Here is a 20,991-nt window from a genome sequence, read left to right on the forward strand (position 1 = left end):
TCTCCAGATGATTAGGTCTTGGGACCGCAGGTGACGACCGGCGCGGTGCTCGGGCCGGTGGCGGTCATGGTGCCGCTGCCGCCGCTGATGGCGCAGGTTTGCGTATCCGGCTGGGTCAGGATGGTGACGCCGTAGGGGCCGTCTTCCGGCACCTTGGCCATCGGCACGGTGACTGCGGCGCCGGCATTTGCCGTTACCGGCTGCTTGTCGGAGCCGTTCACCAGCACCAGGCCGGCGCCGGTCAGGCCGTTGACGGTCACGCCCAGGTCGTGGGTCTTGATGGTGCAGAATACCGACGGCACGGTGGTATAGACCGTGTAGTAGTTGGCGCGGGCCTTGCCGTTGCTGACAGTGCATTTTTCCACGTTCGACGGCACGGTCTTGGCGACGATGTTGAATTCGTCGTCGGTCGACAGGTATTTCGTGAACAGGACGCTGCCGGCGCCGGCCGGGACGGCGATTTCTTCGCCATTGCCTTCGTTACGCAACACCAGGCCGTCTTTGGTTACGCCACCGGCAATCGATACGGTCAGGGGCAGGTCGCCATCGCCGCCGCCGCAGGCGGACAGGCCAAGCGCGCATGCCAGCGCAGCGCCGGCATACAGGATCGAACTCTTCATAGAATCTCCGTTGGACGGGATGGCGCACGGAAATCCGGCGGCACCGCTGAGTAGAATATAACCCGACATTTTAGAGCATTTGCCAAGCCGCAGCGTCATTTGCCTTTGTATCACGGTGTAACCACGTCTGCATATCGTTGATTTTCATGGCCGGCCTCGCTATCCTTGACTATGACCTCGACCCGCCCCGCATGGCCCAAAGCCATCCTGTTCGACCTGGACGACACCTTGTGGCCGATCGCCCCGGTGATCCTGCAGGCCGAGCAAACCCTTTACGCCTGGCTGCGCGAGCACGCGCCGCGCGTGGCCCAGCAGTTCACCATCGACAGCATGCGCCAGGCGCGCCTGGAGCTGCTGGCGCAGCGCCCGGAATTCCAGGTCGACCTCGGTAAGTTGCGCCGCGTCTGCCTGATCAACGCTTTCGAGACGGCCGGCGAGGATGCCGCCAAGGTGGAGCTGGCGATGGCCGAGTTCTTCGCCGCGCGCAATGCCGTGGTGCCTTACGACGACGTGCTGCCCGGCCTGCTGCGCCTGAAGGGGCGGGTGCTGCTGGGCGCGATCACGAACGGCAATGCCGACCTGCGCACCATCGGCCTGGAGCATCATTTCAAGGCCTGGGTGTCGGCGCCCCAGCTGGGCGTGGCCAAGCCCGACCCGGCGATCTTCCTGGCCGGTTGCAGGGCGGTGGGCGTGGCGCCATGGGATGCGGTGTATGTCGGCGACGACGTCCTGCTCGACGTCCAGGGCGCGCAGGACATCGGCATGCGCGGCGTGTGGATGAACCGGAACGGCAGCAGCAAGCACCTCGAGCACGGCGTCGAGCCGGATGCGATCGTGCGCAACTTCGACGAACTGCTGGATTGGCTCAAGCGCGAGCACGCATGATGACTCCCCAGCCGCTTAGCGAACGTGCATAATGTGAACCATGCAACTCGATAATCGTGCACAAACCCTGCTGAAAGCCCTGGTCGAGCGCTACATCGCCGACGGCCAGCCTGTCGGCTCGCGCGCGCTGTCGAAGATTTCCGGCCTCGACCTGTCGCCGGCCACGATCCGTAACATCATGGCCGACCTCGAAGAAATGGGCTATGTCGCCAGCCCGCACACCTCGGCCGGCCGGATCCCGACGCCGCGCGGCTACCGCATCTTCGTGGATACGCTCCTCACCGTGCAGCAGATCGACGAGGGCGCCGTGGGCGCCGGCATGCGCCTGCCCGCGCACCAGCCGCAGAAGGTGATCGCGAACGCGGCCCAGATGCTGTCCTCGCTGTCGCAGTTCGCCGGCGTGGTGCAGAGCCCGCGGCGCGAATCGGCGTTCCAGCAGATCGAATTCCTGCGCCTGTCGGAAAAACGCATCCTGCTGGTGATCGTCGACCCGCGCGGCGACGTGCAAAACCGCCTGCTGCTGACCGACGTCGACTACAGCCCCTCCGAGCTGACCCAGTCGGCCAACTACCTGAACCAGAATTTCGCCGGCCTGTCCTTCGACCAGGTGCGTGCGCGCCTGACCGGGGAATTGCGTAAGCTGAGCGACGACATGGCGCGCCTGATGCAGTCCGCGGTGGATGCGGGCAGCGAAGCGCTGCAGGAAACCGACGACATGATCATTTCGGGCGAGCGCAACCTGCTGTCGGTGGCCGATCTCTCGTCGAATATGAGCTCGCTGCGCCAGATGTTCGAGATGTTCGAGCAGAAGACCGGCCTGATGCAGCTGCTGGACGTCTCCAGCAAGGCCGGCGGCGTGCAGATCTTCATCGGCGGCGAATCCAAGCTGGTGCCGATGGACGAGATGAGCGTGGTCACCGCACCCTACGAGGTGAACGGCAAGATCGTCGGCACCCTGGGCGTGATCGGCCCGACCCGCATGGCCTACGAGCGCGTGATTCCGATCGTGGATATCACGGCCAAATTGCTCTCCAACGCGCTCAGCCACTCCTGAAGAGCGTCTCACAAAGCCTTCAGGACAAGGCGCATCGTCGAAGACAGTACGTTAGTACGGCGAGACGATGCAACGCAGCCATGAAGGCTTTTTGAGACGCTCTTTCCTGCGGTTTCTTACAGTTTCGGCGGTTCCGGCCCCCGGCTATAGTCGGTTCATTGCGCCTGTGCGCGCGTTTTCCGTCCAGGTGTGCCGTGATCCGATTCAAACGAACCCATATTCTCGCCGCCATCGTGCTGGCATGCTGCGCCGTTGCCCGCCCCGGCGCTTCGGCCCCGGAGGAGCGCATCGCCGTCGGCGCTTATCAGGTGCAGGCGGCGGAGCAGGGCAGCGGGCGCTATACCGTGATCTTCGAATCCGGCTTCGGCACCGGCCTGGAGTCCTGGCGCAAGGTTGCGCCGGAGGTGGCGAAATCGGCGCACGTCATGAGTTACTCGCGCGCCGGCCACGGCAGCTCCGACCCGCGTCCGGAACCGCGCAGCATCCTGGAAAGCAGCCGCGAGCTCGACCAGCTGGTGGCTGCTGCGGGCTTGACCCCGCCCTTCATCCTGGTCGGCCATTCCTATGGCGGCCTGCTGGCGCGCGCCTTCGCGCTGCGCCATCCGGAGCAGGTGGCCGGCATGGTGCTGGTCGACCCGGCCGACGAACGCTTCAATCCAGCCCTGCGCAGGCTCGATGCCGCGCGCGCGGCCGACGACGACCGCCAGTTCAACGCCCTCGTGCCGGCCAAGTTCAGAGCCGAGTACGATGCGCTGAAGCCGGTCCTCGACCAGGGTGCGCTGCCGCCGCCCTTGAACGGCAAGCTGCCGGACGTGCCGGTGGTCGTCCTGACCTCGGTGCAGCAGCTGGCCAGGCCGGAGTTCTTCCTGCAAAGCGTGGAGGCGGTGGCGGTCAAGCGCGACCTGCACGCCGATTTCCTGCGTCAGTTCAGCGAGGGCTCCCAGGTGCTGACCTTGAGGAGCGGCCATAACATCCAGCAGGAGGAGCCGGAACTGGTAATCGAGGCGGTAAGAAAGGTGATGGCCGCGGCCGATGGGCGCGCGGCGCAGAACAAGCTGTGATCGAGCTGTGATGAGGCCGCTGCTTAGCGGTGGCGGTGCGGGCAGTCGGTCTTCTGGCAGTTGCCGTAGATGGCGAGGGCGTGCTCGGCGATCTTGAAGCCGCGTTCGAGGGCGATCTTTTGCTGGCGGCTTTCGATTTCTTCGTCGTAGAACTCCTCGACGTGGCCGCAGTCCAGGCAGACCAGGTGGTCGTGGTGCGAGCCGGCGTTGAGCTCGTAGATCGCCTTGCCGGTTTCAAAGTGGTTGCGGTTCAGGAGACCGGCCTGCTCGAACTGGGTCAGCACGCGGTAGACCGTCGCCAGGCCCACGTCCATATTCTCGTTCAGCAGGGTTTTATACACGTCTTCCGCCGTCAAATGCCGCACCGTACTGTTCTGGAAGATCTCCAGGATTTTCAGCCGCGGCAGTGTCGCTTTGAGGCCGCTGGCCTTCAGGTCGGTTGGGTTATTGCTCATGTTTTGTTACTCTTAAATGGGCTGAGATGTGCGGAGTGCTTTATGATATAGCGTTTTACAGCTCCGCCCAATCAAAAGTCGTTCGATTTTAAGGTTAGATATGCGCGTCATGAATGCCGTTTTCCATCGTTCCCACGCCCGGGCCGCGCTCGTGGCCGGCCTTGCCGTCACGGCCATGGCGGTCTCCGGCTGCGCGTCCTGGCGCAACCAGACCAAGCCGGCGGCGCCGGTGAGCACCGCTCCGGAAGCGGTCGCCGCCGATGCCGACAAGGCCGCGGCAGCCGCGAATTCGGGCGCGCAGACCACCAAAGTCACCAAGCTGCAGAAATTCCTGTGGGTGTTCTCGCCCTATCGCCCGGACATCCAGCAGGGTAACTTCGTCTCGCAAGAGATGCTGGACCAGCTGAAAGTCGGCCAGAGCCGCGACCAGGTCAAGTTCATCCTCGGCACCCCGCTGCTGACCGACGCCTTCCACGCCGACCGCTGGGACTACCCGTTCTACCTCGCGCGCGGCAACGGCGAGCTGACCGCCAGCCGCGTTACCGTCTACTTCAAGGACAACCTGGTCGCCAAGATCGACGGCGGCAACCTGCCGAGCGAGCGTGAATACATCTCGCGCCTGATCGGCATCTCGAAATACGAGACCAAGACCGAGCAGGAGTCGCTGGAAGAGCTGAAGCGCAAGCGCGAAGACGCGGCCAAGCGCGGCGGGGAGTAAGCGCATGACCCAGCTGAACATTGCCGTCGCCGGCGCCAGCGGCCGCATGGGCCGCATGCTGATCGAGACCATCGGCGCCGCCGGTGACGCGACCCTGGCCGGCGCCCTCGACCGCGAAGGCAATCCCTTCATCGGCTCGGACGCCGGCGCCTTCTCGGGCCAGCTGACCGGCGTGACGATCCGCTCGAGCCTGGCCGAGGGCCTGGCCGGCGCCCAGTACCTGATCGACTTCACCCGTCCGGAAGGCACGCTGGAGCACCTGGCTTACTGCGCCGAGCACGGCATCAAGATGATCATCGGAACCACCGGCTTCGACGAAGCCGGCAAGGCCGCGATCCGCGCCGCCGCCGAAAAGACCGCGATCGTGTTCGCCCCGAACATGAGCATCGGCGTGAACGTCACCCTGAAGCTGCTGGAAATGGCGGCGAAGAACTTCTCGGAAGGCTATGACATCGAGATCGTCGAAGCCCACCATCGCCACAAGGTCGACGCCCCCTCCGGCACCGCGCTGAAGATGGGCGAAGTGATCGCCGACGCCCTGGGACGCGATTTGAATGCGTGCGCCGTCTACGGCCGCGAAGGCGTGACCGGCGAGCGCGACCCCTCGACCATCGGCTTTGCCACCGTGCGCGGCGGCGACATCGTCGGCGACCACACCGTGCTGTTCGCCGGCATCGGCGAGCGCATTGAGATCAGCCACAAGTCGAGCAGCCGCGTGAGCTACGCCCAGGGTGCGCTGCGCGCTGCGCGCTTCCTGGCCGACAAGCAGACCGGCTTGTACGACATGCAGGATGTACTCGGCCTGAACGCGCTGAAGGCTTAAAGCCGAACTGTACGGCTTTGCCGGCGGACTGCTGGCATACTGGCCACATCACTAAAAACCGTCATTCCCGCGCAGGCGGGAATCCAAGTTCGTAGCTAAGCCGCGAAACTTGGGTTCCCGCCTGCGCGGGAACGACGATGAATCGGAGAATCCATATGGCCACCGTCGAACTGAACGGCGCCGCAATCGTCGACACCGAAAGTTTTCACGCCGAGAGCCAGCGCGCCTTCGGCTTTCCGGATTCCTATCCGCACACCATGGATTCCTGGGTCGACTGCCTCAGCTACCTGCGCGACGAGGACGGCATGAGCAGCATCCGCCTCGGCCCGGACGAGACCCTGCACATCGTCGTGCTGCATTCCGACGCCATGCGCGAGCGCGCCGAGGACGTGCTGGAGGAAATGGCCTTCTGCATCATCGGCATCAACGAGCGCTATGAGGACTACGGCGAAAAGCCGGCGCTGGAGTTGGAGCTCCGCTAGACGAATGAACCAGTATAATGTTCTGCTCACCTCCCTTTAGTCCGCAGAACATCATGCAAGATAAATATAGTCCAGCCGAAGTCGAACAGGCCGCCCAGGCCTACTGGAAGTCGATCGACGCCTATAAAGCGGTCGAAAATGACCCGCGTTTCCCAAAAGGCAAGTATTACGCTTGCTCGATGCTGCCTTACCCGTCCGGTAAGCTGCACATGGGTCACGTCCGCAACTATACGATCAACGACGTGATGTACCGCTACCTGCGGATGAACGGCTACAACGTGCTGATGCCGATGGGCTGGGACGCCTTCGGCATGCCCGCCGAGAACGCGGCGATGGCCAACAACGTGCCGCCAGCCGAGTGGACCTATTCGAACATCGCCCACATGCGCGCCCAGATGGAGTCGATGGGCCTGGCCATCGACTGGTCGCGTGAAATGACCGCCTGCAAGCCGGACTACTACAAGTGGAACCAGTGGATGTTCCTGAAGATGCTCGAGAAGGGCATCATCTACCAGAAGACCGGCACCGTGAACTGGGACCCGGTCGACCAGACCGTGCTGGCCAACGAGCAGGTGGTCGACGGCCGCGGCTGGCGTTCGGGCGCGCTGGTCGAAAAGCGCGAAATCCCGATGTACTACGTGCGCATCACGGACTATGCCGACGAGCTGCTGGACTACGTCGACAACAAGCTGCCGGGCTGGCCGGAGCGCGTGCGCATCATGCAGGCCAACTGGATCGGCAAGTCGACCGGCGTGCGCTTCGCCTTCCCGCACGTGATCATGGACGACGCCGGTGAGCTGATCAACGAGGGCAAGCTGTACGTCTTCACCACCCGCGCCGACACCATCATGGGCGTGACCTTCGCCGCGGTCGCCGCCGAGCACCCGCTGGCCACGCAGGCAGCGAAGAACAACCCGGAGCTGCAGGCCTTCATCGCCGAGTGCAAGCAGGGCTCCGTGATCGAAGCCGACATGGCGACGATGGAAAAGAAGGGCATGCCGACGGGCCTGACCGTCATGCACCCGGTCACCGGCGAGCAGGTGCCGGTCTGGGTCGGCAACTATGTGCTGATGACCTATGGCGACGGCGCCGTGATGGGCGTGCCGGCGCACGACGAGCGCGATTTCGCGTTCGCGCAAAAATACAATCTGCCGATCAAGCAGGTCGTGGCGGTCGAAGGCGAGACCTTCTCGCTGGACGGCTGGCAGGAGTGGTACGGCGACAAGGAACGCGGCGTCCTGATCGACTCCGGCAAGTACGACGGCCTCGATTACACGGCGGCCGTCAACGCCGTGGCCGGCGACCTGGCCGAGAAGGACCTGGGCGACAAGAAGGTGACCTTCCGCCTGCGCGACTGGGGCATCTCGCGCCAGCGCTACTGGGGCACGCCGATCCCGATGATCCACTGCGAGAAGTGCGGCACGGTGCCGGTTCCCGAGAAGGACCTGCCGGTCGTGCTGCCGGAAGACTGCGTCCCGGACGGCACCGGCAACCCGCTCAAGAAGCACGAAGCCTTCCTGAAAGTGGATTGCCCATGCTGCGGTTCTCCGGCTCGCCGTGAAACCGACACCATGGACACCTTCATCGACTCGTCCTGGTACTACATGCGCTATACCTCGCCGGGCTCGAACGACTCGATGGTCGACCCGGCCCGCAACGATTACTGGATGCCGATGGACCAGTACATCGGCGGCATCGAGCACGCCGTGCTGCACCTGCTGTATGCGCGCTTCTGGACCAAGGTGATGCGCGACTTCGGCCTGGTGAAGTTCGACGAGCCCTTCGTCAACCTGCTCACGCAAGGCATGGTGCTGAACGAGACCTACTACCGCGAAGACGAATCCGGCAAGAAGACCTGGTTCAACCCGGCCGACGTCGACCTGGTGTTCGACGACCGCGGCCGCCCGCAGGCTGCGGCATCGAAGCTGGACGGCGCCCCGGTCATCATCGGCGGCACCGAGAAGATGTCGAAGTCGAAGAACAACGGCATCGACCCGGCCGCCCAGATCGAGCAGTACGGCGCGGACACCGCCCGCCTGTTCACCATGTTCGCGGCCCCGCCGGAACAGACCCTGGAGTGGTCGGAGTCGGGCGTGGAAGGCGCGAGCCGCTTCCTGCGCCGCGTCTGGGCCTTCGCCTTTGCGCAGCGCGAGCGCATCGCCGCGGCGCTGGCCGGCCAGCAGCAAGGTTCGCCGGCCGGCGCTCCGGTGGACGCTGATCAAAAATCGCTGCGCCGCGAAGTCCACAAGATCCTGCAGCAGGCGGACTACGACTTCAAGCGCATCCAGTACAACACCGTGGTCTCGGCCTGTATGAAGATGCTGAATACCCTGGAGTCGGCCAGGCTGTCCGAAGGCGTGGCCAGCAACGCGGTCATCGCCGAAGGCCTGTCGATCTTCCTGCGCATGCTGAACCCGGTGGCCCCGCACATCACCCACGCGCTGTGGCAGGAACTCGGCTACGCCGGCGTGTACGGCGACATCCTCAACGTGCAGTGGCCGGAAGTCGACCCCGCAGCGCTGGAGCAGTCCGAGATCGAGATGATGATCCAGGTGAACGGCAAGCTGCGCGGCTCGGTCAAGGTGCCGAAAGAAGCCGACAAGGCTGCCATCGAAGCCGCCGCACTGGCTTCGGAAGCAGCCCAGAAGTTCATCGAAGGCACGCCGAAGAAGGTCATCGTCGTCCCCGGTAAACTCATCAACATCGTGGTGTAACCGATGCGCGCCCATTCCAAGAAGTTGGTGGTGCGCGCCGTCGCGGCCCTGCTGGTGGCAGGGTCGCTGGCGGGTTGCGGTTTCCAGTTGCGCGGCTCGAACGGCAGCTACACGATGCCCTTCCACAGCCTGTACCTGACCTTCCCGGACACCTCGCCGCTCGGCACTGAGCTCAAGCGCAACCTGCGCGCGGGCGACGTGAGCATCGCCGACAAGCCGGCCGACGCCGAGGCGCAGTTCGTGGTGCTGAGCGAAAGCCGCGGCAAATCGATCCTGTCGCTGAACAGCCTGGGCCGCGTGCGCGAATACCTGCTGACCTATACGCTGACCTTCACGGTCCGCGACAGCAAGGGCGTCGAGCTGCTGCCGGCCACCGAGATCACGCTGCGCCGGAACATGGCCTTCGACGAGACCCAGGTGCTGGCCAAGGAATCCGAGGAAGCGCTGCTGTACCGCGACATGTCGGCCGACCTGGTGCAGCAGATCATGCGCCGTCTGGCTGCCCTGCGTCCGGCCAAATAAGGAAAAGATTATGCAGTTGCGGCCTGAGGCGCTCGACGGGCAGCTCGCCAAGGGGCTGGCGCCCCTGTACGTGATTACCAGCGACGAACACCTGCTGGCGCTGGAGGCGGCGGACAAGATCCGCCGCGCCGCCCGTGCGCAGGGCTATTCCGAGCGCGACGTGCTCACCGTCGAGCGCAGCTTCAAATGGGGCGAGCTGCTGGCCGCGAACCAGGCGATGTCGCTGTTCGGCGACAAGAAGCTGATCGAGCTGCGCATCCCCGGCGGCAAGCCCGGCAAGGACGGCAGCGCCGCCCTGCAGAGCTACGCGAAAGACCTCAACCCGGACAACCTGACGCTCATTACGCTGCCGAAGCTGGACTGGCAGACGGCCAAGGCGGCCTGGGTGGGCAGCCTGCAGCAGGCCGCGGTCTACGTCGAGATCCCGAATATCGAACGCCCCGCATTGCCGGCCTGGATCGGCATGCGTTTGTCGAGCCAGCAGCAGAGCGCGGACCGCCAGAGCCTGGACTTCATCGCCGATCGCGTCGAAGGCAACCTGCTGGCCGCGCACCAGGAAATCCAGAAGCTGGGCCTGTTGTACGAGCCGGGCAAGCTGACGTTCGAGCAGGTGCAGGACGCCGTGCTGAACGTGGCGCGCTACGACGTGTTCAAGCTGTCGGAAGCCATGCTGGCCGGCGACCCGGCGCGCCTGGTGCGCATGCTCGAGGGCCTGAAAGGCGAGGGCGAGGCGCTGCCGCTGGTCTTGTGGGCGGTCAGTGAAGAAATCCGCACGCTGCTAAAATTGAAATCCGGGATGGCGCAGGGACGCCCGCTGGGCGCGCTGCTGAAGGAATACCGGATCTGGGGCCCGCGCGAGCGCATGATGGAACCGGCGCTGCGCCGCGTTTCATTGCCGACCCTGGAAGCGGCCATGCAGGAAGCGGCCCAGGTCGACCGCATGGTAAAGGGTCTGCGCGCGAAGCAGTTCGCGGGCGATGCCTGGGATGCGATGCTGCAGCTGGCTTTAAGAGTGGCTTCATAACGGACGACGCATCATGAACATCACGGAATACATGCAAACCATCGGCCGCCAGGCCCGCGCGGCCTCGCGCGCGATGGCACGCGCCGACAGCGCCACCCGCAACCGCGCGTTGCTCCTGATCGCCGAGGCCATCGAACGCGACGCCGGCACGCTGCGCGACGCAAACGCACGCGACATGGAAGCGGCCGCCGCCGCCGGCCTGGAGCCGGCCATGCTGGACCGGCTGGCCTTATCAAGCAAAGCGATCGCCACCATGGTCGAGGGCCTGCGCCAGATCGTCGCGCTGCCCGACCCGATCGGCGAAATCTCGAACATGAAGTTCCGTCCAAGCGGCATCCAGGTCGGCCAGATGCGCGTGCCGCTGGGCGTCATCGGCATCATCTACGAGGCGCGCCCGAACGTGACGGTCGATGCGGCCGGCCTGTGCATCAAGAGCGGCAACGCCGCCATCCTGCGCGGCGGCTCGGAAGCCATCCACTGCAACCGCGCGCTGGCCGCGCTGGTGGCGGAGGGACTGCGCGGCGCCGGCCTGCCGGAGCAGGGCGTGCAGGTGGTCGAGACCACCGACCGCGCCGCCGTCGGCGCCCTCAGCACGATGCCGGAATACGTGGACGTGATCGTGCCGCGCGGCGGCAAGGGCCTGATCGCGCGCCTGATGCAGGAAGCGACGGTCCCGATGATCAAGCACCTGGACGGCATCTGCCACGTCTACATCGACGCGAAAGCCGATATCGCCAAGGCGCTGCCGATCGCGATGAACGCCAAGACCCACCGCTACGGTACCTGCAACACCATGGAGACCCTGCTGGTGGCGCGCGCGATTGCACCCACCGTGCTGCCGCAGCTGGCCGCGCTGTACGCGACCAGGGAAGTCGAGCTGCGCGCCGACCCGGAAGCGTTCGGCATCCTGCAGGGTTATCCGCATCTGAGCGCGGCGACCATCGATGACTGGAGCACCGAATACCTGGCGCCGATCCTGGCGGTGAAGATCGTCGCGGACATCGACGAGGCGATCGAGCATATCAACCAGTACTCGTCGAAGCACACCGAAGCCATCGTCACCGAAGACTACACCGACGCCATGCGCTTCCTGCGCGAAGTCGATTCGGCCTCGGTGATGGTGAATGCGTCGACGCGCTTTGCCGACGGCTTCGAGTACGGCCTGGGCGCCGAGATCGGGATCTCGAACGACAAGCTGCATGCGCGCGGGCCGGTGGGGCTGGAGGGATTGACCTCGCTGAAGTACATCGTGTTCGGGCACGGAGAAGTTCGAAATTAATCGGGGTCAGAGCCCGGTTTTCTCGGTTGGGCTCTGACCCCGACTGACTATAAGGATAAAATGTACCTCTGGATCAAAGCCTTCCACATCGTCTTCATCGCCTCCTGGTTCGCCGGCCTCTTTTACCTGCCGCGCATCTTCGTGAACCTGGCCCAGGAAGCCAATCCCGCCTCCTTGGCCCGCCTGCTGGGCATGGGCCGCCGCCTGTACCGCTTCACCACGATGCTGATGATTCCGGCCCTGCTGCTGGGCCTCTGGTTATGGCTGGGTTTCGGCATCAAGGGCGGCTGGCTGCATGCGAAGCTGGCGCTTGTGATCCTCGTGATCGGCTACCATCACGCCTGCGGATCGCTGCTGAAAAAGTTCGAGCGCGGCGCGAATACGCGCAGTCACAAGTGGTTCCGCGTGTTCAATGAAGTACCGGTTTTGCTGCTGATCGCGATCGTGATTCTGGTGGTGGTAAAGCCTTTCTAAGCACGACCGTTCGAACGTCATTCCCGCGCAGGCGGGAATCCAAGTTACAGGTAGATCGCAAAACTTGGATTCCCGCCTGCGCGGGAATGACGTTTACGAGCCAACAAAAGAATTGATTTTTTAACTACGGATAAAGGGTTCCCCTGATGGCCTCATACTTTTGCCCCTGCCCACGCGGCATGGAAGCGGCGCTTGCCGAAGAACTGGCGGAAATCGCCCAAACCACCAACAGCCCCACGCTGAAGGTCCACAACCAGGTCCCCGGCGGCGTGCACGCCTCCGGCACCATGCAGGACGCCTACCGCATCAACCTGCATTCGCGTATCGCTTCGCGCGTGCTGATGCGCATGGCGAACAAGACCTACACCAACGAGAACGACATCTACGACCTGGTGCTCGAGCAGCCCTGGGAAGACTGGTTCGACGTCGACCACACGATCCGCGTCGACATCACGGCCGTGAAATCGCCGCTGAAGAGCCTCGAGTTCACGACCCTGAAGATCAAGGACGCCGTCTGCGACCGCTTCCGCGACCAGTTCGGCAAGCGCCCGTCGGTCAACACGCGCGAGCCGGACATGCGCATCCTCGGCTTCCTCGACCAGCGCAACTTCACGGTTTACCTCGACACCTCCGGCGAGGCGCTGTTCAAGCGCGGCTGGCGTGAAGAGACCGGCGACGCGCCGCTGCGCGAGAACCTGGCCGCCGGCCTGCTGCGCGTGTCGGGCTGGAAGCCGGGCGTGCCGCTGTTCGATCCAATGTGCGGTTCGGGCACCATCCTGATCGAAGCGGCCCAGATGGTGCAGGGCATTCCGCCCGGTGCGCGCCGCCGCTTCGCCTTCGAAAAATTCAAGAACTTCGAGCGCGCGGCCTGGCAGGACATGAAGACGGCGATCAAGCCGAACCCGCTGCCGCTTGAACCGACCATCTTCGGCTCCGACATCTCGGGCGACATGGTGGCGATGACCCGTCATAACCTCAAGATTGCCGGCGTGATGTTCGAGGTCCCGCTCAAGCAGATCGAGGCGCAGCAGGTGCAGCCGCCTACCAGCCAGCCGGGCATCCTGCTGACCAACCCGCCCTACGGCGAGCGTATCGGTGTGCGCGGCGACTCCACCATCCCGGCAGACGAAATGGCGGTCGGCTTCTACCAGGACCTCTCCAGCACCCTGAAGCAGCGCTTCGCCGGCTGGACCGTGTACCTGTTCACCGCCGACCTCTCGCTGCCGAAGATGCTGCGCCTGAAGGAATCGCGCAAGACCCCGTTCTTCAACGGCGCGCTGGAATGCCGCCTGTTCCGCTTCGACATGGTCGCCGGCTTCAACCGCAGAGACGCGGCGAAGCCCGATGCGGCCAAGTCCCAACCCGAGTAAACGATGCTGCCCGAACCCGAACCAGACAATCTACCCAAAGACCCGGTCATCCCCGTTCCGCTGCCGGAACCGCACAAGGTAACCATGCTGACCGCCGGCGGCCTGGCCTCGCTGCTAGCGGCCCTGTCGATGCTCGGGCCGTTCTCGGTCGACGCCTATCTGCCTGCCTTCCCGCGCATCCAGGAGACCCTGCATGCGACTCCGCTGGAAGTGCAGCAGACCCTGACGGCCTACATGCTGTCCTTCGCCGTCATGTCGCTGTGGCACGGTGCGCTGTCGGACGCCTTCGGGCGCCGCAACGTGGTGCTGGTCGGATTGATCGTGTTCGCGGTCGGCACACTCGGCTGCGCGTCGGCGCATTCCGTGCACTACCTGTGGATCTTCCGCATCATGCAGGGCTTCTCGGCCGGGGCGGGCGTGGTGGTGGGGCGGGCGATCATCCGCGACCTGTACTCGGACGCGCCGGCCGCGCGCCTGCTGTCGATGGTGACGATGATCTTCTCGATCGCGCCGGCCATCGCGCCGGTGCTGGGCGGCTGGATCGTGACCCTGCTCGACTGGCGCGCGATCTTCCTCGCGCTGCTGTTGTTCAGCCTGGGCCTGTGGTGGGTCTGCTGGCAGCACCTGCCAGAGACCATGCCGGTGGAGCGGCGCCAGCCCTTCAATCCGCGCTTCCTGGCGAAGAGCTACTGGGCCATCTTCAGCTCCGTGCTGTTCCAGATGAAGTCGGCGGTGGTCGCCTTCAACTTCGGCGGCATGTTCCTGTTCATCGCCGGTGCGCCGGTGCTGCTGCCGGTCCACCTGCACCTGGGACCCTCGGATTTCGCCTGGCTGTTCGTGCCGGCGGTGGCCGGCATCTTCCTGGGCGCGCTGGCCGCCAACCGCCTGGCCGGCAAGATGCATTACGGGCGCCAGATCGGCATCGGCTACGCCTTCATGCTGACCGCGGTGACGGGCAGCGTGCTGTATCACAGCTTCCTGCCGCCGGCGCTGCCCTGGACCGTGCTGCCGATGTTCTTCTATAACTTCGGCAGCTCGATCATCAACCCCAGCGCGACCCTGCTGACGCTCGACCTGTTTCCGCACATCCGCGGCACGGTGGCGTCCTGCCAGTCCTTCATCACCACCCTGATGGGCGCGATCGTGGCCGGCATCATCGTGCCGGCGGTGGACTACTCGGTGCTGGCGATGGCGATCGGGCAGGCCGCGTTTGCGCTGGCTTCGTTGGCATGCTGGATGGTGTCGCGTCACTATCGACGCAAGCAGGCTCTGGCCTGACCCAACGAAAATTTGACGTACGTCAGTACGCGCGGCCGAGTCCTGACTCTAAAACACATCACTTTCAGCGGAAAATGTTGTTCCCGGTCAGAAATGTATATATGCTAAGATAAGTTTTTCACTTTCGGAACAATGGCCCAAAACCAGCCTTGTTCCGGGTACCACTAGAAGAATTATCGTGGCAGCTTAGCCGGGGAGAGCGCCACTTACTATCCAGAACAACAAGTGGCGGCCGTGCTTGAGACCAATTACCAACCAGACCAGGATATCCGCAATCGATTGCTGATCGCGCGGCTGCCGGCCATGCCGCAGATCCTCATCAAGCTGCTGGCCCACCTGCAGGCCGACGACCTCGGCATGCCCGAACTGGCCGCGCTGGTGGCCAAGGATGCCGGCATGACCGGCAAGGTCCTCACCGTCGCCAACAGCTCGGCCTATCACCGCGGCGGACGCCAGCCGAATCTCGAGCAGGCCATGGTCTCGCTGGGCACCGACATGATCAAGACCCTGGTGATCAGCGATTCGGTGTTCCAGACCTTTAACAGCTTCCCGAATTCCAGCGCGACCGACCTGCGCGCGTTCTGGAAGAATTCGCTCACCACCGCCGTGCTGGCGCGCGACCTGGCGCGCCACCTGAATTATTCGCAGCCCGAAGAAGCCTACCTGGCCGGCCTGCTGCACAACGTCGGCCGCCTGGCCCTGCTGGCCACCGCGCCCAAGGAATACGGCTTCAATTTCACCGCGTGCGACGACGAAGACCTGTGCGCGGTCGAGCAGCGCACCCTGCAGATCACCCACGCCGAAGCCGGCGCCTGGCTGATCGAACGCTGGCAGCTCGATTCCTTCCTGTCCGACGCCGTGCTGTACCACCATGAGCCGGGCGAGCGCCTGGAGGGTGCGCATCCGCTGATCCGCATCGTGCGCGCCGCCCACCTGCTGGCCGGCCACGCCGAGGACCCGAACCGGGTGGTCGAAGCGGCCAGGCTGTGCGACCTCGAACCGGAAGCCGCCGACGAGCTGCTGGCCCAGGCCTCGCGCCAGGTCGAGCGCGCCGCGGTCCACCTCGGCATCGACCTGGCCGGCGCCGACGACATCCCGGCGCTGCCGGCCTTTGCGCCGCAGCCGCCCGTCGATCCGGTGCAGCAACGCCTGACCGAGGAAATGCGCAACCTGGTGCTGGTCTCGGAAATCGGCCAGGCCTTCGCACGCCAGCAGGGAGAAAGCGGCCTGCTCGAATCGATGACGCGTTCGGCGCGCGTGCTGTTCGACTTCGAGAACGTCGCCGTGCTGCTGGAGAATCCGACCGGCCACGCGCTGGTGGGCGCGCCGACGCCGACCCAGCAGCGCATCGCCGAGTTCTCGATCCCGCTGTCGAAGGGCGGCGCCGTGGCCAAGGCCGCGCTGGAGCGCCGCCTGGCCTTCGTGCGCCGCGAGGGCGCGCCGCTCGGCCTGCCCGAGGAGCAGCTGCTGCGCATGCTGGGCACCGAATCGCTGGTCTGCGTGCCGCTGGTGAGCGGCGCGCGCTGCATTGGCGTCCTGATCGGCGGCATCTCGAGCTGGCAAGTGCCGTCCTGCCAGAAGCGCGAGCGCTTCATGCAGTCCTTCGGCGCCCAGGCCGCGAGCGCGCTGGAAAACGCGATGTCGGAACGCGGCCACGCGCGCCGCCAGCTGGCCCACGTGGCCGAGGAATACAGGGAGGCTTCGCGGCGCGTGGTGCACGAGGTGAACAACCCGCTGGCTATCATCAAGAACTATCTGTCCGTCCTCGACAGCAAGCTGGAACGCCAGGAACCGGTGGGTGGCGAGCTGTCGATCCTGAACGAAGAGATCGACCGCGTCGGCCAGCTGGTCAACAGCCTGACCGAGGTGCAACCCGGGGCTCAAGCTATCCTTGAAAGCGGCGCCAGCGCGGATGTCAGCAAGGTGGTGGAGGACGTGCTGCGCCTGTTCCGCGCCACCGACTTCGTGCCGCCGAACGTCGAGATCGTGGTCAGCACGCTCGATGAAGCCGGCCGCATCGAAGGCGACCCCGACATCCTCAAGCAAATCCTGGTCAACCTGGTCAAGAACGCGATCGAAGCGCTGTCCGCCACCGGCGGCCGGATCGAGATCGCCAACCGCGGCCACGTCAACCGCGAGCGCAGGCTGTACCTGGAGCTGGTCGTTTCCGACACCGGCCCGGGCCTGTCGCGCGAGGTGCTGGCCAACCTGTTCTCCGCCGTGAAGAGCACGAAGGAGGGCCCGCATCACGGGCTCGGCCTGTCGATCGTGCATAGCCTGGTCAAGAAGCTGAACGGGCATATCGCCTGCCGCAGCGGCAAGACCGGCACCAGTTTCGAAATCCTGCTGCCGGCGCATGCCGGCGCCAGCGCCCCGGCCGGACTGCCGGTGCGCGCGCTTGGATCCGTATAAGGTAACAATGAATCCATTCTCCGCCAGCGCCCCGTCCCCCATGCCTCACGACGCGCTTGCGCCGCAAGCATCGCATTCCTCGCTCTCGTCCGCCATGGAGCAGCCGCGCCTGCTGCTGGTCGACGACGAGCCGCGCCTGCTGTCCTCGCTGTATGAACTGCTGCAGGGCCGCGGCTATCACCTGGTCACCGCGTCGACCGGCGCCGAGGCCCTGAACCACCTGTCGAAGCTGCGTTTCGACATGGTCCTGCTCGACCTGCGCCTGCCCGACATCGGCGGCCACGAGATCATGGACTTCATCAACCAGAAGGGCATCGACGCCGACGTCATCGTGATGAGCGGCGAGATCGGGATCGACGCCGCGATCGGCGCCCTGAAGCGCGGCGCCTACGACTACCTGCGCAAGCCCTACAGCCGCGAAGAGCTGCTCAAAACCGTCGGCAACGCGCTCAAGGCGCGCCGCCTCGAGGAAGCCAACCGCCGCATCGCGAACCAGCTGGAAAACTCCGAGAAGATGTACCGCTACCTGGTGGACTCCTCGCCGGACATCATCTATACCCTGAACCACGAAGGCAAATTCACCTTCGTCAACGACCGCGCCTACCAGCTGCTCGGCTACCGCCGCGAAGAGCTGATCGGCCAGCATTACTCGGTGCTGGTGCACGATGAAGACCTGGAGCGCGCGCGCTATTCCTTCAACGAGCGCCGCGTCGACGAACGGGCTTCGCGCAACGTCGAACTGCGCCTGAAGTGCCACGCCGGCTCGAACCAGGAACGCACCTTCAACAACACCCTGATGACGATTTCGTTGAACGCGATCGGCATGCACGTGCCCGACCAGGAAGTCAAAAAGCTGGAGTTCTTCGGCACCTACGGTGTGGCGCGCGACATCACCGACCGCAAGCGCGCGGAAGAGGTCATCTCCTACCAGGCCTACCACGACATCCTGACCGACCTGCCGAACCGCATCCTGTTCAAGGACAGGCTGGGACTGGCCGTCATCCAGGCCAAGCGCAAGCAGACCGAGCTCGCGGTGATGTTCATTGACCTGGACCGCTTCAAGCTGGTCAACGACACCCTCGGTCACGTCAAGGGCGACGAGCTGCTGCAGCAGGTCTCGGTGCGCCTGAAGGAATGCCTGCGCAAAGGCGATACCCTGGCGCGCCAGGGCGGCGACGAATTCACCATCGTGCTGCCCGAGCTGCGCGACCGCGGCGACGCCAGCCACGTGGCCGACAAGTTCCTCGAGTGCCTGCAGCTGCCGTTCGACCTGGACGGCCACCAGGTCCACATCTCGGCCTCGATCGGCATCGCGATCTATCCGGGCCACGGCGAGTCGATCGACGAGCTGCTGCGCCACGCCGACATCGCCATGTACCAGGTCAAGGGGCAAGGCAAGAACGGCCACGCCTTCTACGACGCTTCGATGCAGGACATCTCGCACCAGAAGATCGCGCTGGGCCAGAGCCTGCGCCGCGCGCTGGAAAACGACGAGCTGGAGATGTATTACCAGCCGCAGATCGACGCCGCCAGCGGCCGCATCGTCGGCGCCGAGGCGCTGATGCGCTGGAACCACCCGACCCGCGGCATCGTCTCGCCGGGCGAGTTCCTGCCTTTCGCCGAAGAGAACGGCCTGATGATCCCGATCTCGGACTGGATGATCGGCGCCCTGTGCCGCGATATGCTGCAGTGGAAGAACATCTGCCCGAATCACGTCCGGCTGTCGCTGAACCTGTCCCCGCAATACCTGGACCGCGGCGACTTCTTCGAGAAGATGCGCGGCGCCCTGGTGCGCTACGGGATCGCACCGAGCCAGATCGAAGTCGAGATCACCGAGAACATCTGCATCCGCAACCCGCAGCATGCGATCGAGCAGCTCAACAAACTGGGACAGCTGGGCGTGTCGGTGGCCATCGACGACTTCGGCACCGGTTATTCGAGTCTAGCCTACCTGCACCGCTTCCCGGTCCACACGATCAAGATCGACCAGTCCTTCGTCAAGGAGATCCACGACGAGTACGGCCACTATCCGGTGGTGCTGGCGATTATCTCGATCGCGCGCGGCCTGGGCCTGAACCTGATCGCGGAAGGGGTCGAGACCGAGTCGCAGGCGCGCTACCTGCGCGCGAACGGCTGCATGACCATGCAGGGCTACCTGTACCACCGCCCGATGCCGCTGCCGCGCTTCACGGAAGTGCTGCGCTCGCAGGGCATGCCGGCCGGCGCCGGCAATGTGCTGGCCTTCCAGGCTTGATCCCGGGGTTGCCATCGTGCCGGATTCCGTCGCCACTCACACCGCCGAATTCCTGCGCGTAAAAGCGCTGGCCGAACGCGGCGTGGCGAGCGCCCAGCACAGCCTGGGCTTCCTGTACGTGAACGGCCAGGGCGTGCCGAAGAACGACGAGCTGGCCGTGGCCTGGTACCGCATGGCGGCCAGCGCTGGCCTCGAACAGGCCCAGTACAACCTCGGCGTGATGTACCAGAAGGGCCAGGGCGTGCCCCAGGACCTGGCGCAGGCCGTCTACTGGTACACCCAGGCCGCCGAGCAGGGCTATGCGGCGGCCCAGTACAACCTGGGCTGGCTGTATGCGAAAGGCCAGGGCATTCCGGCCGACGTGCACCAGGCCATGCACTGGTTCGGCAAGGCGGCCGAGCAGGGCGACCCCGGCGCCCAGCACAACCTCGGCATGATGTACGAAGGCGGCAAGGGCGTGACCCAGGACATCGGGCAAGCCATCGAATGGTATCGCCGCGCCGCCGAGCAGAATTACGCGCGCTCGCAATTCAACCTCGCGCTGCGCTACGACAGCGGCCAGGGCATCGCCCGCGACGTGCAGCAGGCCATCCACTGGTTCCGCAAGGCCGCCGAGCAGGGCTATGCGCCGGCCCAGTTCAACCTCGGCCTGCGTTACGACAAGGGCCAGGACCTGCCGCAGGACAGCGAGAAGGCGATCCTGTGGTACGGCCGCGCCGGCGAGCAGGGCCACGCCAGCTCGCAGTTCAACCTGGCGCTGATCCACGACAGCGGCCATGGGGTGGCGCGCGATCCGGACCTGGCGCTGCACTGGTTCCGCAAGGCGGCCGAGCAGGGCCACGCGGGCGCCCAGGACAACCTCGGCCTGCGCTACGAACACGGCCAGGGCGTGGACCAGGATTATGCGATTGCCGCGCACTGGTACCGCAAGGCCGCCGAACAGGGCTCGGCCGGCGCCCAGTACCACCTGGGCCAGCTGGTCGACGCCGGCCATGGCGTGCCACAGGATGCGCAGGAGGCGATCGCCTGGTACCGCAAAGCCGCCGAGCAGGGCCACCTGCGCGCCCAGTTCGACCTCGCCCTGCGCATCGAAGACGAAGCCATGCACTGGTACCGCAAGGCCGCCGACCAGGACTACGCGCCGGCCCAGTACATGCTGGGCCAGCTGCTGGACCGCGACGATTCCGGCGCCGTCGATCCGCGCCAGGCCTGGGAGTGGTACCGCAAGGCGGCCGACCAGGGCCATGCGCTGGCCCAGTTCGCGCTCGGCCTGCGCTATGACAGCGGCCACGGCGTCGAACGCGACTACGAAGCCGCCCACTTCTGGTACCTGTGCGCCGCGCGCCAGGGCCATGCACGCGCCCAGTTCAACCTCGGCGTCATGTATGCCAGCGGCCAGGGCGTGCAGAAGGACCTGGTCGAGGCCTATGCCTGGCTGCACCGCGCCGGCGCCGCCGGCGTCATCCCCGCCACCACTTATATCCAGCGCATCGCCGCACGCATGGAACCTGCTCTCCTCGCGCAGGCGAACGGCTACGCCGGCGTAGCCTAATCATCATTACAACA

The 20,991-nt window shown here is 65.1% G+C and carries 18 protein-coding genes; 16 read left to right on the plus strand and 2 right to left on the minus strand.

Annotated features, from left to right (window positions below; genetic code table 11):
- Window positions 1–11 precede the first annotated feature (11 nt).
- Window positions 12–620: a hypothetical protein gene (locus LQV39_RS13230; protein WP_230026241.1), complete on the minus strand. Its 609-nt coding sequence runs from the start codon at window positions 618–620 to the stop codon at window positions 12–14.
- Between the two features lie 171 nt (window positions 621–791).
- Here LQV39_RS13230 and LQV39_RS13235 point away from each other — a divergent pair, with 171 nt between their 5' ends.
- The 3 genes from LQV39_RS13235 (at window position 792) to LQV39_RS13245 (ending at window position 3,620) form a co-directional block, all read left to right on the plus strand.
- The gene (locus LQV39_RS13235) at window positions 792–1,505 is read left to right on the plus strand and encodes an HAD family hydrolase (protein WP_230026243.1); all 714 of its coding nucleotides are present in this window, start codon (window positions 792–794) and stop codon (window positions 1,503–1,505) included.
- 40 nt (window positions 1,506–1,545) lie between these two features.
- Window positions 1,546–2,559 (plus strand): heat-inducible transcriptional repressor HrcA, encoded by a 1,014-nt coding sequence (gene hrcA, locus LQV39_RS13240; RefSeq protein ID WP_230026245.1) that lies wholly within the window; start codon window positions 1,546–1,548, stop codon window positions 2,557–2,559.
- Between the two features lie 194 nt (window positions 2,560–2,753).
- Window positions 2,754–3,620, plus strand: a complete 867-nt coding sequence (locus tag LQV39_RS13245; protein ID WP_230026247.1) for an alpha/beta fold hydrolase — start codon at window positions 2,754–2,756, stop codon at window positions 3,618–3,620.
- A 23-nt stretch (window positions 3,621–3,643) separates the two neighbouring features.
- Here LQV39_RS13245 and fur read toward each other — a convergent pair whose 3' ends face one another.
- Complete coding sequence (fur, locus tag LQV39_RS13250; protein WP_230026249.1) at window positions 3,644–4,075, minus strand: ferric iron uptake transcriptional regulator; 432 nt, start codon at window positions 4,073–4,075, stop codon at window positions 3,644–3,646.
- A 100-nt stretch (window positions 4,076–4,175) separates the two neighbouring features.
- Here fur and LQV39_RS13255 point away from each other — a divergent pair, with 100 nt between their 5' ends.
- The 13 genes from LQV39_RS13255 (at window position 4,176) to LQV39_RS13315 (ending at window position 20,977) form a co-directional block, all read left to right on the plus strand.
- Entirely contained in the window at window positions 4,176–4,793 is a 618-nt protein-coding gene (locus LQV39_RS13255) for an outer membrane protein assembly factor BamE (RefSeq protein WP_230026250.1), read from the plus strand.
- A 4-nt stretch (window positions 4,794–4,797) separates the two neighbouring features.
- Window positions 4,798–5,616, plus strand: a complete 819-nt coding sequence (gene dapB, locus LQV39_RS13260) for a 4-hydroxy-tetrahydrodipicolinate reductase (protein ID WP_230026252.1) — start codon at window positions 4,798–4,800, stop codon at window positions 5,614–5,616.
- Between the two features lie 155 nt (window positions 5,617–5,771).
- Window positions 5,772–6,098: a barstar family protein gene (locus tag LQV39_RS13265; RefSeq protein WP_230026254.1), complete on the plus strand. Its 327-nt coding sequence runs from the start codon at window positions 5,772–5,774 to the stop codon at window positions 6,096–6,098.
- Between the two features lie 53 nt (window positions 6,099–6,151).
- Window positions 6,152–8,812 (plus strand): leucine--tRNA ligase, encoded by a 2,661-nt coding sequence (gene leuS / locus LQV39_RS13270; RefSeq protein WP_230026257.1) that lies wholly within the window; start codon window positions 6,152–6,154, stop codon window positions 8,810–8,812.
- Window positions 8,813–8,815: 3 nt separating this feature from the next.
- Entirely contained in the window at window positions 8,816–9,334 is a 519-nt protein-coding gene (gene lptE / locus LQV39_RS13275; RefSeq protein WP_230026259.1) for an LPS assembly lipoprotein LptE, read from the plus strand.
- A 10-nt stretch (window positions 9,335–9,344) separates the two neighbouring features.
- Window positions 9,345–10,358: a DNA polymerase III subunit delta gene (gene holA, locus LQV39_RS13280; protein WP_230026261.1), complete on the plus strand. Its 1,014-nt coding sequence runs from the start codon at window positions 9,345–9,347 to the stop codon at window positions 10,356–10,358.
- Between the two features lie 13 nt (window positions 10,359–10,371).
- Window positions 10,372–11,637, plus strand: a complete 1,266-nt coding sequence (locus LQV39_RS13285) for a glutamate-5-semialdehyde dehydrogenase (RefSeq protein WP_230026263.1) — start codon at window positions 10,372–10,374, stop codon at window positions 11,635–11,637.
- A gap of 60 nt (window positions 11,638–11,697) precedes the next feature.
- The gene (locus LQV39_RS13290; RefSeq protein WP_230026265.1) at window positions 11,698–12,111 is read left to right on the plus strand and encodes a CopD family protein; all 414 of its coding nucleotides are present in this window, start codon (window positions 11,698–11,700) and stop codon (window positions 12,109–12,111) included.
- Between the two features lie 146 nt (window positions 12,112–12,257).
- Window positions 12,258–13,481 carry a class I SAM-dependent RNA methyltransferase gene (locus LQV39_RS13295; RefSeq protein WP_374199424.1) on the plus strand — a complete coding sequence of 408 codons (1,224 nt, stop codon included), beginning with the start codon at window positions 12,258–12,260 and terminating at the stop codon, window positions 13,479–13,481.
- A gap of 3 nt (window positions 13,482–13,484) precedes the next feature.
- Entirely contained in the window at window positions 13,485–14,759 is a 1,275-nt protein-coding gene (locus tag LQV39_RS13300; protein ID WP_230026267.1) for a multidrug effflux MFS transporter, read from the plus strand.
- Window positions 14,760–15,062: 303 nt separating this feature from the next.
- A complete protein-coding gene (locus LQV39_RS13305; RefSeq protein WP_230026808.1) occupies window positions 15,063–17,171 on the plus strand; it encodes an HDOD domain-containing protein in 2,109 nt (702 codons plus the stop codon).
- Between the two features lie 94 nt (window positions 17,172–17,265).
- Window positions 17,266–19,425 carry a bifunctional diguanylate cyclase/phosphodiesterase gene (locus LQV39_RS13310; RefSeq protein WP_230026809.1) on the plus strand — a complete coding sequence of 720 codons (2,160 nt, stop codon included), beginning with the start codon at window positions 17,266–17,268 and terminating at the stop codon, window positions 19,423–19,425.
- Window positions 19,403–20,977: a hypothetical protein gene (locus LQV39_RS13315; RefSeq protein ID WP_374199425.1), complete on the plus strand. Its 1,575-nt coding sequence runs from the start codon at window positions 19,403–19,405 to the stop codon at window positions 20,975–20,977. Before LQV39_RS13310 ends, LQV39_RS13315 begins: the two co-directional genes overlap by 23 nt.
- Window positions 20,978–20,991: the final 14 nt, after the last annotated feature.

The organism is Massilia sp. Bi118, from assembly GCF_918697865.1.
Classification (GTDB): domain Bacteria; phylum Pseudomonadota; class Gammaproteobacteria; order Burkholderiales; family Burkholderiaceae_D; genus Telluria.